This window comes from Pedobacter sp. HDW13, from assembly GCF_011303555.1.
Classification (GTDB): Bacteria; Bacteroidota; Bacteroidia; order Sphingobacteriales; family Sphingobacteriaceae; genus Pedobacter.
The window spans coordinates 1,473,414-1,487,789 of the sequence record NZ_CP049868.1 but is presented as its reverse complement, the minus strand read 5'-3'; the positions used below and the strand labels follow the sequence as shown (position 1 = coordinate 1,487,789).

Annotated in this window: 13 protein-coding genes; 9 read left to right on the top strand and 4 right to left on the bottom strand. The window is 39.1% G+C overall.

Annotated elements, in window-relative coordinates:
- Nucleotides 1-41: 41 nt before the first annotated feature.
- Genes G7074_RS06185 through ileS form a run of 3 tightly spaced genes read right to left on the bottom strand, consistent with a single transcriptional unit; the run spans nucleotide 42 to nucleotide 4,459 of the window.
- A complete protein-coding gene (locus G7074_RS06185) occupies nucleotides 42-644 on the bottom strand; it encodes a lipoprotein signal peptidase (protein WP_124560462.1) in 603 nt (200 codons plus the stop codon).
- Entirely contained in the window at nucleotides 644-1,027 is a 384-nt protein-coding gene (locus tag G7074_RS06180) for a TraR/DksA C4-type zinc finger protein (protein WP_039481375.1), read from the bottom strand. Before G7074_RS06180 ends, G7074_RS06185 begins: the two co-directional genes overlap by 1 nt.
- Nucleotides 1,028-1,057: 30 nt before the next feature.
- A complete protein-coding gene (gene ileS, locus G7074_RS06175) occupies nucleotides 1,058-4,459 on the bottom strand; it encodes an isoleucine--tRNA ligase (RefSeq protein WP_124560461.1) in 3,402 nt (1,133 codons plus the stop codon).
- Nucleotides 4,460-4,543: 84 nt separating this feature from the next.
- Between ileS and G7074_RS06170 the strand changes: the two genes are divergently transcribed.
- The 9 genes from G7074_RS06170 to G7074_RS06130 all read left to right on the top strand — a co-directional run bounded on the left by G7074_RS06170 (nucleotide 4,544) and on the right by G7074_RS06130 (nucleotide 11,934).
- A complete protein-coding gene (locus tag G7074_RS06170; RefSeq protein ID WP_124560460.1) occupies nucleotides 4,544-4,726 on the top strand; it encodes a hypothetical protein in 183 nt (60 codons plus the stop codon).
- 3 nt (nucleotides 4,727-4,729) lie between these two features.
- Entirely contained in the window at nucleotides 4,730-5,002 is a 273-nt protein-coding gene (locus G7074_RS06165; protein ID WP_124560459.1) for an isoleucyl-tRNA synthetase, read from the top strand.
- A gap of 311 nt (nucleotides 5,003-5,313) precedes the next feature.
- On the top strand, nucleotides 5,314-5,682 hold the full coding sequence (locus G7074_RS06160; protein ID WP_124560458.1) for a glyoxalase superfamily protein: 369 nt from the start codon (nucleotides 5,314-5,316) through the stop codon (nucleotides 5,680-5,682).
- Between the two features lie 136 nt (nucleotides 5,683-5,818).
- The gene (locus G7074_RS06155) at nucleotides 5,819-6,493 is read left to right on the top strand and encodes a DUF6134 family protein (RefSeq protein ID WP_166207443.1); all 675 of its coding nucleotides are present in this window, start codon (nucleotides 5,819-5,821) and stop codon (nucleotides 6,491-6,493) included.
- A gap of 1 nt (nucleotide 6,494) precedes the next feature.
- Nucleotides 6,495-7,499 carry an SDR family NAD(P)-dependent oxidoreductase gene (locus G7074_RS06150; RefSeq protein ID WP_124560456.1) on the top strand — a complete coding sequence of 335 codons (1,005 nt, stop codon included), beginning with the start codon at nucleotides 6,495-6,497 and terminating at the stop codon, nucleotides 7,497-7,499.
- Between the two features lie 204 nt (nucleotides 7,500-7,703).
- Nucleotides 7,704-8,495 (top strand): SDR family oxidoreductase, encoded by a 792-nt coding sequence (locus tag G7074_RS06145; RefSeq protein ID WP_166207440.1) that lies wholly within the window; start codon nucleotides 7,704-7,706, stop codon nucleotides 8,493-8,495.
- Nucleotides 8,496-8,546: 51 nt separating this feature from the next.
- Nucleotides 8,547-9,113 (top strand): RNA polymerase sigma-70 factor, encoded by a 567-nt coding sequence (locus G7074_RS06140; RefSeq protein WP_124560454.1) that lies wholly within the window; start codon nucleotides 8,547-8,549, stop codon nucleotides 9,111-9,113.
- Between the two features lie 4 nt (nucleotides 9,114-9,117).
- The gene (locus G7074_RS06135) at nucleotides 9,118-10,074 is read left to right on the top strand and encodes a FecR family protein (protein WP_166207437.1); all 957 of its coding nucleotides are present in this window, start codon (nucleotides 9,118-9,120) and stop codon (nucleotides 10,072-10,074) included.
- A 3-nt stretch (nucleotides 10,075-10,077) separates the two neighbouring features.
- Nucleotides 10,078-11,934: an STN and carboxypeptidase regulatory-like domain-containing protein gene (locus tag G7074_RS06130; RefSeq protein WP_166207434.1), complete on the top strand. Its 1,857-nt coding sequence runs from the start codon at nucleotides 10,078-10,080 to the stop codon at nucleotides 11,932-11,934.
- A 35-nt stretch (nucleotides 11,935-11,969) separates the two neighbouring features.
- Here the strand turns inward: G7074_RS06130 and G7074_RS06125 are convergent, their stop codons facing one another.
- Complete coding sequence (locus G7074_RS06125; protein ID WP_240916476.1) at nucleotides 11,970-14,321, bottom strand: RND family transporter; 2,352 nt, start codon at nucleotides 14,319-14,321, stop codon at nucleotides 11,970-11,972.
- Between the last annotated feature and the right edge of the window lie 55 nt (nucleotides 14,322-14,376).

The window sequence follows — 14,376 nt, the reverse complement described above, 5'->3', positions numbered from 1 at the left end:
TTTAAGATGCAGAAACAAGTTCAGCATGACGATCGGGGAGATTAATCCTCTACAATCTCACTGTTAATGCTCACATCATCCTTTACATCTTCTTTAAAGTAGTTTTTCTGGAAGATCAGGATAAGTATTACACCAATCGAAATGGCTGCATCAGCAAGGTTAAAAACAGGTCTGAAGAAAACAAACTCCTCGCCTCCCCAAATGGGTAACCAGGTAGGGAAATGTCCTTCAGCAATCGGGAAATAGAACATATCTACCACACGACCATGGAACCAGCTTTCGTAGCCATAAATTTTGCCATAAAAAACCGAATCGATAATGTTTCCCAATGCACCCGAAAAAATCAGGGCCACATTTAAGATCAATCCGCGGTGGTATTTATGTTTAATTAAGTAGTGTAAGCCATAACCAATACCACCTACCGCTGCAATGCGGAAAAGCGATAAAGCCAGTTTACCAAATTCGCCGCCAAACTCCATTCCAAAGGCCATCCCGTTATTTTCGGTGAAATGGATAATACACCATTTTCCGATAATGTGGAACTCCTGTCCAAGGTACATATGTGTTTTTACCCAGGTTTTAATCAGCTGATCGGCCAATAAAACCAAAAAGATAACAATTAAAGGTTTTGTATAGCCTTTCATTAACCCTGCTTTAGTTTAGCTTCCATACTTAAAGTAGCATGTGGTACAGCACGTAAACGTTCTTTCTGGATCAGTTTACCGGTTTCGCGGCAAATACCATAAGTTTTGTTTTCAATACGTACCAGGGCATTCTCCAGGTTATCGATAAACTTTTTCTGACGGGCAGCCAATTGATTGATTTGCTCTTTCTCCATTGTTGCCGAACCATCTTCTAATGTTTTGTAAGCACCTGAAGTATCTTCTGTACCATTGGCGTTCGGATTGCTTAAAGATGCAGTTAATGCATTAAGTTCCTCTTTTGCCATGCGCAATTTATCTTGAATTAATTCTTTAAATTCCTGAAGTTCACTGTCTGAGTAGCGCGTTTTATTACTGTTTTCCATGTTTGTAATTTAGTTTTCTAATATATGGATTTATATTTTAGTTACCGAAATGCTTAACTCAACATCATCTATCACGATTTTGTTTGCATTATTTACAGTATCTGTTAATTCTAGTGTATCAGCTAAGATTTCGTCGCAAATGTAGGCTTTGTTACCAGCCACAGCATTCGCCACCAAGTTATCATTTTGTAACGAAACTTTAATCCTGTCGGTTACTTCAAAATTCAATTCTTTACGTAAATTCTGGATGCGGTTAACCAGCTCACGCGAAATACCTTCCTGTTTAAGTTCTTCAGTAATGGTCACATCAAGTGCTACTGTTAAACTGCCCAGGTTGGTTACCTGCCATCCCGGAATATCTTCCGCAAAAATTTCTACGTCGTCATTTAAATCGATAGCATGCTGAATGTTATTGCTGCCAACTACAACGATAAAACCATCAACTTCTAAGCGTTGGATATCATCCTGATTTGCATTTTCTAAAGCTTCCTTAACGGTAGCCATATCCTTACCCACCTTTTTACCTAACGATTTAAAGTTAGGTTTCAGTTTTTTCTTCACAATGCCATGTGTATCGGTAATAAACTCGATATGCTTTACATTGGTTTCTGAAAGAATATAATCGGCAACTTTTGAGATTTTTTGTTCAAAATCGCCGTTTAGCGAAGGAATTAAGATTTTAGCTAAAGGCTGACGTACATTAATGCCCGATTTTTTACGCAATGATAAAACCATCGAAGAAATATCCTGTGCATATAGCATTCTTTCGTTCAGTGCATTATCAATTAAGTTCTCATCGGCGTCATTCCATAATGTTAAGTGTACTGATTCTGAAGCGTAAGCATCAGTAATGGTTAAATTTCTGTATAACCAATCTGCAAAGAACGGCGCAACCGGACTCATTAACTGGGCCAAAGTTTCCAAACAGGTATAAAGTGTTTCGTAAGCAGCACGCTTATCATCGGTCATTTCACCTTTCCAGAAACGGCGGCGACTTAACCTGATGTACCAGTTACTCAAATGCTCATCGACAAAGGCCTGAATGGCACGGGTAGCTTTTGTAGGTTCGTAAGTGTTGTAATTTTCATCAACTTCGTTGATTAAATTTTGCAACAGCGATAAAATCCAACGATCCAGTTCCGTGCGGTCTTCAACCTTGCTCAGGTTATTCTTGTCGATCTCGAATTTATCGATATTTGCATATAAGGCAAAGAAAGCATAGGTGTTGTAAAGCGTACCGAAGAATTTACGGCGAACTTCTGCAATCCCTTCGATATCGAATTTTAAGTTATCCCATGGGTTCGCATTAGAAATCATGTACCAACGCGTAGCATCAGCACCATATTCGTTTATCGTTTGGAACGGATCTGCGGCATTGCCCAAACGTTTAGACATTTTTTGTCCGTTTTTGTCCAACACCAATCCATTCGAAACTACGTTTTTGTAGGCTACTTTATCAAAAACAAGTGTAGAAATTGCATGCAAGGTATAAAACCATCCACGGGTTTGGTCTACACCTTCAGCAATAAAATCTGCCGGGAAGTCTTCATTGCCATCAATGGTGTCTTTGTTTTCGAAAGGGTAGTGCCATTGCGCATAAGGCATGGCGCCGCTATCAAACCAAACGTCAATTAAATCACTTTCGCGGTTCATGGGTTTGCCTGATGGAGAAACCAAAACAATGCCATCAACAACATTCTTGTGCAAATCAATCAGGTCATAATTTTCTTCAGACATGTTTCCGATTTCAAATCCTTTAAATGGATTTTCCTTCTGGAAACCTGCTGCGATTGATTTTTCAATGGCGTTGTAAAGTTCTTCAACCGAACCAATTAATACTTCTTCTTTTTTATCTTCCGTTCTCCAGATAGGCAATGGAATTCCCCAATATCTCGATCTGGATAAATTCCAGTCGTTCGCATTTTTGAGCCAGTTTCCGAAACGGCCTTCGCCGGTAGATTTTGGTTTCCAGTTGATGGTTTCATTCAAGTCGAACATTCTGTCTTTAACATCAGTTACTTTAATGAACCAGGAGTCTAAAGGATAATATAAAAGAGGCTCGTCAGTTCTCCAGCTGTGTGGATAACTGTGTACGTATTTTTCTACTTTAAAAGCTTTATTCTCTTCCTTTAATAAGATGGCAATTTCTACATCTACTGATTTCTCAGGAGCTTCGCCAGCATTATAATATTCGTTTTTTACATATTTACCTGCAAAAGGGCCAACATGTTTGGTAAACCGTCCTTGCAAATCGACTAAAGGAACCGCAATTTCGTTGTCATCCAAAACCAGCATGGGTGGAATTTCCGGAATCGCTTCTTTAGCAACTTTAGCATCATCCGCACCAAAGGTAGGTGCAGTATGTACAATACCGGTACCGTCTTCTGTGGTAACAAAATCTCCAGAAATTACCCGGAAAGCATTTTCAGGGCTTTGATAAGGTAATGCGTAGGTTAAAAGTTGTTCATATCTGATTCCAACCAACTCCGATCCTTTACATTCAGTCAGAATCTTGTAAGGTATTTTCTTATCACCAGCTTTAAAATTTGCAAAATCTCCGGCTTCAGTGCTTTCAAAGAAAACTTTGCTGAATTGTTTGCCAACCAGGTTTTTTGCCAAAATTACATTCGTTGGCAAAAAGGTATACTGGTTAAAAGTTTTAACTAAAACATAGTCGATTTTTGGCCCTACGGTTAAGGCAGTATTCGATGGTAAAGTCCATGGAGTTGTAGTCCATGCCATTAAATAAATATCGCCAAATGATTGTAAAAAGGCAGGTAAAGTATCTGCTATTGCTTTAAACTGAGCAACAATCGTGGTATCTGTAACATCGCGGTAAGCACCTGGCTGGTTCACTTCATGAGAACTTAAGCCAGTTCCGGCTTTTGGCGAATACGGTTGGATGGTATAACCTTTATAGATTAATCCTTTATCGTAAATCTGTTTTAAAAGCCACCAAACCGATTCCATATATTTCGACTTGTAGGTAATATACGGATCATCCATATCTACCCAATAGCCCATTTTTTCAGTCAAATCATTCCACACATCAGTGTAGCGCATCACTGTTTTTTTACAGGCTTCGTTATAGTCTTCAATAGAAATTGTTCGGCCAATATCTTCTTTGGTAATGCCCAATTCTTTTTCGGTCCCCAATTCAACGGGTAGGCCGTGGGTATCCCAGCCAGCTTTTCTTTTAACCTGATAGCCCTTAATTGTTTTGTAACGGCAAAAAATATCCTTAATCGCTCGCGCCATTACGTGGTGAATCCCCGGCATGCCATTGGCAGAAGGTGGACCTTCGTAAAAAGTAAATGGATTAGATTTCGGGCGGGATGAAATGCTTTTTTCAAAGATATTTTCCTTTTTCCAGAAATCCAGTATTTCTTGCCCTATTTTGGCAAGTTCCAGTTGTTTAAATTCGCTATACATCAATCAAGTACCTCAAAAAATTAAAGGTTGCAAAGTTAACAGAATTGACCGGATTTTGGTAGTTTTGATGTAAATACTTTTAACGTGAAATTATTTAATATCGGGCTTGCAATGATGGTGATGGCCGTAATTGCCTTGCCAATTGTTGCGGTGGTAAACCCTTTAAACCGCGATTTTGTGCTTTATGCTTTTTATTTCTGCGGCTTGCTCGAACTAATTGGGTTAATCTTTGTTTTAATACATATCATAAAACTTAAAAAAAGATAATTCATGATCAGGCTCTTAAAGTTACAAAAAGCAGTTTGGGTGCTCGTTTTAGGCATCTTAACCTACATTGCCTATAAAATTTTAGAAACTTACGAGGTAAGTGGTAGCCGTTACGTACAAATGCTGGCCGGGGTTTTGGTTATGGCTGGCGCTTTATGGATGTTGTACCCCATTCTTTTTGCCAAAAAAGATAATGATGGCAATGCCGAAATTATTACCGACCCAACAGTAGAAATTCCCGAAGATGAGGAAGAAGATAAGCCGGTAAAAGAGTAGGTTGTTTACTCAGCGTATAATTTTATCATCCATTAGAAAATCAAAGTCAGTATTTGATTTTAACGTTCAGCCTGCTGTTCGCTACAAGTTCTCTCCCGATGAAAAAATCGGGATTGCGGGCTTTCCACTGCCATCAGGTTTAATTTACTTCAGCCTGTAGAGCAAACCTAATCTTGCACCTTTCAACAGCCACAATTTTTTTGTAGATTTCTTTTTTAACGGCTAATTATTTTAGTAGCGCACCTATTTGCTGTTGTGTGGTGTTTGGAGATATCGTATGCATAGCTGTCAACTATTTTTTATTTTTGAATATGAACAGTTTCATCCCCTTATTTAAAGTCCGCGATATGCGCGCAGCGATTCAGTTCTATACCGAAGTGCTGGATTTTCGCATGACCTGGCCTGATGATACGACGGATTCGCCGGTCGTTGATCTTGGTCACGAAAACATGGAATTGCAAATTACCACCTACGAAAGCGACAGTCTATTTGGTTCAGTTGTTTATGTGTATGTTCGGGACGTAGATTTTTTATTTGCCAAATTTGTGAGCCGTGGTTTAAAAGGGAAAAGCGGATCGCCTGTGCATCAGGGGCCAGTTGATCAAACCTGGGGCAGGCGGGAATTTTATGTGACCGATCTAGATGGCAATACGCTACGTTATTGTCAATATATAGCCTAATCGCAAACTTTTAACCTGGCGTTATGAAATTATTTGTGCCACTATAAGAGAAAAATCACATTCTTTAAAAAAATAATCAAAGTTGCGTAGGGGTAAAATCCCTTTGAGTTGTATTAGCTCTAAAAACAGAGAAAATATGATTCCAGCATTAGTAATTTGGCTGTGTAAGAAATACATTCTGCCAAGGTTAAACAAAAAAAGCAGTTTAAGCAGCGCCGCACGGTTTTCTAAGCCGGCAACTCTGGCGATATTGTTGCTTGCCTTAAATTTTTCTGCATTTGCGCATAATTTTAGTCAGGTTTATCACATTAAGCACAATGGCGAGGTTATCGGTAAACTTGCTTTCAGTCAAAATACCGATGGCGAAAATACCTACCTTAAAATTACCTCGCAGGTAAGTACCCGTTTTGTATTCAAAATCGATGTGCTGACTGAAGATCTGGCCCACTTTAAAAATGGCCGGTTAATTTCATCAGCTGTAAGTCGTTCGGTTAACGGTAAAGCAAAAGAGCGTAAGAAAACCATTTTCCAAAACGATGTTTATCAGTTGCAGTCGGGCAATAAATTCAACAGTTTAAGTCAGACCATTGCTTTTAATATGATGTTGCTTTATACCACCGAGCCTGTGTTCATCAACCAGGTTTATTCAGATAATTTTCAATGCTTTTTGCCCATCAAAAAACAGGCAGCACACCAATACCGGATTAATTTGCCCGATGGGAATTATAACGATTATTATTTTGAAAACGGAGTGTGCAAGCTGGTAGTTGTTAATCATTCGCTATACACCATAAAAATGGAACTGGTTTAGTATGGAAGCAATTAATCATAAATACCTCAGGGTGCTGGTAACTGGTGCTTCGGGTTTCATTGGCCGTAAACTCTGCCTGAGTCTAGCCGAAACAGGTTACGATGTGGTTGCCCTTTGCCGCGATACCGAACATCCTTATCTGATCAGGCACCGCAATATCCACTTTGTAAAAGGCGATATTTTAGACGTTAAAAGTTTAGAAAAAGCCATGAAAGGCTGTGCTCAGGTTTACCATACCGCCGCAATGGCTAAAATGTGGTGTAAAAACGAAACCGATTTTTACGATGTAAATGTAACCGGTACCGCTAATGTTTTAAGTTGTGCCCTTAAAATGGGGGTAGACCGGGTGGTGCATACTTCAACCTGTGGTGTTTGGGGCCCAACGCTTAACCTTCCGGTTTCCGAAAATGATCCACGGGCAGTAGGTTTTCCGATTAGCTACGAACGTACCAAATACCTGGCCGAACTGGAGGTAAAGGCTTTTGTGCAGCGAGGGCTTGAAGTGGTTATTGTAAATCCTTCACGTGTGTACGGCGATGGGCCGATAACCGATAGCAATACCGTGAGCAAAATGGTTACCGGCTATATTGGCGGTACCTGGCATTTTATTCCTGGCGATGGAAAAGCCATTGCCAATTATGCATTTGTTGATGATGTGGTTAACGGGCATATAGCCGCAATGCAGCATGGCCGAAATGGGGAAAGGTATATTTTGGGTGGCGAAGATGTTTCTTTTAACGGTTTTTTTAATACACTGAAACAAATAACGGGGAAAAAACACAACCTGTATAAAATACCAGTAAGTATCATTAAAGCATATAGCATGCTCGAATTTTTAAAAAACAGGCTTTTTAACTTAACACCATTTTTTCTTCCCGAATTTGCCGACCGTTTAAAGTGTAATCAGCAATATTGCAGCAATAAAGCCATTGCCGAATTAAACTATCACATTACACCCTTTGCCGTTGGATTGGGAAAAACAGTTAGCCATTTTCAGCGAAATTAACCACAGATGAAAAAGGATTAACACAGATAATTTGGATTTAAATCCGTGTTAATCTGAGCAATCCGTGGCTAAAATGCCTATAGTCGATACGATCGACAAGCTCGTGAATCCTCGTTACAAACTGGAACGATAAGGAATTAAATCAGTGTTTATCCGTGCAATCCGTGGCTAAAATAGAATGAAGAGAACGAAAAGAAAATAAAAATGAAACAGTTAACAGCATTAATTACGGGGGCAAGCGAAGGTTTAGGGAAATCTTTTGCCATTGAATGGGCACGGCGTGGCCTTAATCTGGTGTTGGTTGCTTTGCCAAACAGCGGACTTGAATATTTGGCAAACTACCTGCGGGTTAATTTTAACAGCAAGGTGTATTGTATCGAAATAGACTTAACCGAAAGTACTTCGGCCAGCCAGATATTCCAAAGATTGAACACAGGAGGGATTGAAGTAAATGTTTTAATCAACAATGCCGGTTTGGGTAACTGGTCGTGGTTTGAAGATAAAAACGCCGATTTTTACCGCACACAGATCGATCTTAATATTACCAATACTGTTTTGCTAACCCGATTGTTTTTAAACCATATTGATAAAGCTAATGAAAGCTATATTTTAAATGTAGGGAGTTTAGGTGGCCATTTTATCGTGCCCAAAAAGCAGGTTTATGGAGCTACCAAATCATTTATTGGCTATTTTACGCGCTGCCTGCAGCTCGAGCTTAGTGGTACCAATGTGCACATTAGTTTACTTAGTCCGGGGGGGATTAATACCAAACCCGAATTGCTGGTGATGAACCATACTTTAAAAGGTTTTGCCAAAGCCACCATTTTAGAAGCCGATTATGTTGCCAAAACAGCTATTGATGGGATGCTTAAGCGAAAAAAGGAAATAATTCCTGGTTTTGCCAACCGCTTTTTAGTTGTGCTGGATAAAATAATCCCCGGCTTTTTAAAAGAAATTATAATAAGGCGTAAATTGAAGTCGATTTTAACAGCATAGATTTAGATCAGAAACCTGTAAGTTTTTTTAAAACCCTGCAGGTTTAATTTTATGGAAAGTAACGGTACTCATCTTCTCGGTTTAATTAAAAGCGGTAATAAGCAGGCCTTCGACGAAGTGTTTTTAATGCATTTCAAAAATCTGCATGCTTATGCTTTTACAATAGTTAAAGAACGCGATGATGCCGAAGAGATTGTTCAGAATGTGTTCGTACGTATCTGGGCCCGTCGCGAACAACTTAAAGCAGATGGCTTTTTAAAATCGTTTCTGTATCGGGCTGTACACAATGAGAGTTTAAACTACCTCAAACATCAGAAAGTGAGATCGAATTTCAATGTACATTATGCCAATGCTGTAAAAAACGAGATGGGAAATTTAAATACAGAAATTGCAGTCACCGAACTGGAGAAAAATATCCATTCGGCAATTAATGATCTGCCCGAGAAATGCCGCAATGTATTTCAGCTGAGCAGGTTCGATCAGATGAAATATCAGGAAATAGCCGCTGCGCTTAACATTTCAGTTAAAACTGTAGAAAACCAAATGGGCAAGGCCTTAAAAATTTTACGCCACCGCGTTGCCGATTTCCTGATCCTCATTTTTATTCTTTTAAAATAAGCTTATGGATATAAATTCTACACCTATAAATGAAGATTTACTGGCAAAATACCTGCTTGGTGAGGCTACTGTGCCCGAAAGCGAGCAGGTAGAACGTTGGGCTAAATCGGCTCCCGAAAACCTTAAACAATTAACCGATTTCAAGACAATCCTGGAGAAAAGTAAGTTACATACTGATTCAGGAATTAACGAGCAGGATGCTTTAGCGCGGTTAAACCTTCGTTTAGAAAGAGAGGCTAAAACCAAAATTTGGGGTTATAAGACTTTTTTGCCTTGGGTAGCTGTTCTTGCTATTGTTTTTACTGCAGGCCTTTTTGCTTATAAAAATTTGGTGGCGAATAAAATTGAAGTGGCAAGCAGTGCCACAACTTTAACCCAGGTATTGCCCGATGGCTCTACAGTGATCCTGAACAAGCAATCCGCTTTGTCGTTTGTGGGTGGTTTTTTCAATAAAACCCGGCAGGTAAAGCTTAGAGGCGAGGCCTTTTTTAAAGTGAGTGCCAATAAAGCAAAGCCTTTTATTATTGATGTTAACCAGGTTCGGGTAACGGTTGTAGGTACCGCGTTTAACATAAAAAGCAGCAATAAACAAACGGTGGTGATTGTAGAAAGTGGTGTGGTGAAAGTAAACAATCAACAAGACAGTGTACGTTTAACCGCTGGTGAGAAGGTAGAAGTTACCCAAAATCAAACCAAATTATTTAAACGCGAAAGCCAGGGTAAACTCTACAATTATTATTACACGGGCGAGTTGATTTGTAATGGTACACCTCTTGGCGAACTGGTACCGGTGCTTAACGAAAAGTTCAAAGCCAATATCATAATTGTTAATCCAGCTATTAAAACATTGCCGATTAGCACCACCTTTAAAAACGAAAAGTTAAACGAAATTTTAGACGTAGTGGCCCAAACTTTAAAAATTAATGTCGAATATGGTCAGGGAATCATTAAACTGAAATAGGCAATGCGGATAATAAAGCTGATTTGTTTTTTGTTGCTGTTTTTCAGTTTTTCGAGCCAGGCACAATCGCTTTTAGCCAGGAATATTTCACTCAACATTGAAAAGCAAAAACTGGGTAAGGTACTGAGCATGATTGAAGAGCAGGGAGCGTTCCACTTTTCTTACAACAGTAATATATTGCCAACAGATAGTTTGGTTAGTATTCATGATAATAGTTTAAATATTTCAGAGGCGCTCGATAAAATCTTAAACCATCGTTTCGAATACCGGCAGTCTGGAAATTTTATCATCATCAGGTATGCACCTTTGGAGCTGGTTTTACTGGTTAACGAATCGGTAGGCAACGCCGATTTATATACCATTACCGGGCAAATTGTAGATAAGCAATTGCAAAAACCAATAGCCGACGCCAGTATTTATGAAAAGAACCTGCTGGTTTCCGAAATTTCAGATGGTAACGGGTATTTTTCGATGCGATTAAAAAACATTACCCAGCCCATATCTTTAACCGTTAGCAAAGAAAATTATAAATCGACTGTTACCCATTTTTTGGCCGAGGTTAATGTAATTCACAAAAAAGATCAGGTCAGCGAGCGTTTTATTAGCGGTAATCTGGATCAGGTAGAAAAAACATGGCTGGGCAATGCGCTGGTTACAACCGGACAAAAAATCCAGTCGATTAATATTGGCGGTTTTATTTCTAAAGCACCATTTCAGTTTGCTTTACTTCCCGGCTTAAATTCTCACGGCTCGTTAAGCGGGCAGGTGGTAAACAAGTTTTCTTTCAATGCCATTGGTGCTTACAGTGCCGGTGTTGATGGCGGAGAAATTGGTTTAATTTTCAATATTGATAAAAGCAATGTGCAATATTTTCAGTTTGCCGGTGCCTTCAATCTGGTTGGGGGCAATGTTCGGGGAGCTCAGATTGGTGGTCTTTTTAATCAGGTAATTGGTGAGGTTAAGGCAGCGCAAATTGCATTGGGCTTTAATGCGGTTGGTAAAAGTTTTGAAGGTCTACAGGTTGGTGGCATTTACAATCGGGTTCGTCAGGATTTTAGCGGGATGCAGGTGTCCGTTGGGTTAAATGCTATTGGCAAAAGGTTAAGTGGTTTTCAGGTTGGAGCGTTAAACCTGGTTGCAGAAAAACAAGAAGGTCTTCAGATAGGAGTAGGTGCTAATCTGGTTAATGGCAAATCGAGCGGGATGCAGGTTGCAGGCATTGCCAATTTAAACCAACAATCAGAAGGGGTGAATGTTGCTGTATTGGGTAATTACGCCGCAAATACAGCCAGGGGATTGCAAACCGGGGTGATTAATTATGCAGGCAAATTAAAAGGTGCACAACTGGGGATTATAAATATTTCAGCACAGAACGATGGTTATTCAATAGGTTTGATCAATATTGCCTTAAACGGTTATCATAAATTTAGCCTGGCTACTAACGAAAGCACTACCTACAATGTGGCTTATAAAGGTGGCAGCAAACGCCTGTACAATATGTTGATGTTCGGAATGAACAGTAAAGCTGGAGAGAAAATATATACTGCAGGTTTGGGCTTTGGAAAAGAAATGAGACTTTTCAGTAAGCTTTCTTTAAATCCAGAAATCAGTAGCCAATATGTCTACCAGGGCAGCTGGGATTACTTAAACTTGCTAAATAAATTCGAATTGCCATTAAATATCAGGCTAAATAAATGGCTGGCTATACAAGGCGGTCCGTCGATAAATGTGTATTACACCAGACAAAATAATGCAACCGGCAATTTTGGTTTATTACAGCAGAAACACCAGGATTTTTCTTTTAGCAATCAACGATATACCGGTTGGATTGGCTGGAATGTTGGGCTGGTGGTTTTGTAAATATAGGTTTGGGTTTAAACCCAAACCTATATTAATTAATGATCAAACTCACTCGCGTTCTTCGCGCTTTCTTCGTCAGAAACCAGTTTTCTAATTTTCTTTTTATCTAACCATAATACCAGAGCAGGTAGTAAAGTGAGGTTAAAAATTAAGGCTACCAATAAAGTGATCGATAAGAGTAGGCCTAATACTACCGTTCCACCGAAGGTAGAAGCAGTGAAGATCCCGAAGCCAAAGAATAAGATTAAAGCAATATGAGTCATACTTACACCTGTTTCGGTAATCGTATCGGTAATTACTTTAGGTACGCTGAAATTGGTCAGGTTTAATTCTTGCTGGTAACGGGTAAGAAAATAAATGGTTTGATCGGAAGCTAAGCCAAAGGCAATGGTGAAAATTAAAATGGTAGAAGGTTTTAACGAAATACCAAAATAACCCATAATACCTGCCGTAATAATTAAAGGCACAATATTAGGCAACAATGAAATAAACATGATCCCCAAACTCTTAAACTGGGCCAGCCTCAACAGTGAGATTAACACTATGGCAAGGGCGATACTTTCTACCAAATGCCTCAACATATAATCGGTACCTTTAGAAAAGATAATGCTTGAACCTGTAAGTTCTACATCGAATTTTGCCGGAGGTAAAATGCTATCAATGCGCGGTTTCAGCTCGGCCATAATCGCATCCAGGCGTTTAGAACCTACGTCGGCCATCTGAAAGCTAATCCTGGTGCTTTGGTTGCCTTTGCTGATGAAATTGGTTAACAAGCTGGAATTGCCCTTGCCTCCGTTAGCAATATAAGCCAGAATGAAGTTCTTCTCCAGGTTATCAGGCAAACGGAAAAATGTAGAATCGTTATTATAAAAGGCTTGTGTAGCGTATTTCAAGCCCATGTTTACCGAAATAGAACGCGAAAACTCCGGATAAGCAGAAATCATTTTTTCCAGCTTTTCTATTCTTTTCAGGTTGGTTAAGTTGAAAACACCATTCTTTTTCTTGGTATCTATGCTAACTTCTAAAGGTAAAATCCCTTCAAAGTTTTTCTCAAAGAATTTTAAATCGGTTAAAATCTCTGAGTTTTTGGGTAAATCGTCAACTACGTAACCATTAACATTGATTTTCATTACACCTATAAATGCAATAATCGAAATGACAATGGTTCCGATATAAATTAAGCTGCTTTTTTGCTGTACCAGCAGATCTGTTTTAACCAGTAATTTATGCAAAAATCCTTCTTCAACATGGTTTTGTGCTTTCAGTTTTGGCGCAGGCAGGTAACTGAAAATAATCGGGATTAAGCACAGGCACATTAACCAGGTAACCATTACGTTAATAGAGGCCACACTACCAAATTGCATCAATAACTCACTGCCGGTAAAGTACAATACTCCGAAACCAATAGCTGCGGTAATGTTGGCAATTAAGGTGGTAATTGCAATCCGCTCGATGGTAGTGCTTAATGCCAATTGTTTATCACCGTGTTTTCTAAGCTCGTTCTGGTACTTGTTTAACAATAAAATACTGTTCGGAATACCAATAATTACAATAAGTGGCGGTATAAGTCCGGTTAAAATAGTTAGTTCGTGACCGAATAGCACCAACGTGCCAATGCTCCAGATTACCCCCATTACCACTACTAAAATCGGGAAGAAAACGGCATAAAATTTCTTGAAGAAAAATAGTAAAATTAGGGCGGAAACTAAAATCGATAATCCTAAAAACAGCACAAATTCGTTGCTTACCAGTTTACTCACCGCAGTACGGATGTAAGGTAATCCCGAAATATGTACCTGTATTTTGGTTTTGCTTTGGAAAGCTTTTGCTTTAGCCTCAATTTCTTTTAAAATCGGGTTTCTCGCGGCGGTATTTAATATTTTGGTATCGAAAGTAATGGCCATTAAAGTGGCATTCTGGCGGTTATAAACCAAACCTTCGAAAAAAGGATTGTTGTAGATGGTATTTTTGATCGAATCCATCTCCATATCGGTTTTAACCAAACCACCCGGTATTGGTTTTAAAACAAACTTTTGATTTACGGTATCTTTCTCCAGCTGAAAAATCCTACCTGAGGATAATACCTGCTTAATCCCTTTTAATTTCTGGATGCTGTTGGAAAGTTCTACCCATCGGTTGTAAACATCTTTTTTAAAAATGTCGGGCGATTGTATCCCCACAACCATCACACTCCCATCCTCGCCAAAGGTTTTTTTGAAGGCATTGTATTTAATAAATGCACTGTCGGTTACGGGTAATATTTTACTTCCTGTGTAAGAGAGTTTTACGTTTTTGGCCTGATAGGCCATGAAAATGGTTCCGAGAACAAAAAATACGATGATTGCGATACGGTTCTGAAGAATAAATCTCGATAGCTTAACCCACATGTGCAGCTTTTTTTAATGATAATATTAACGGCAAAACTAATCTTATTTGTAAAAC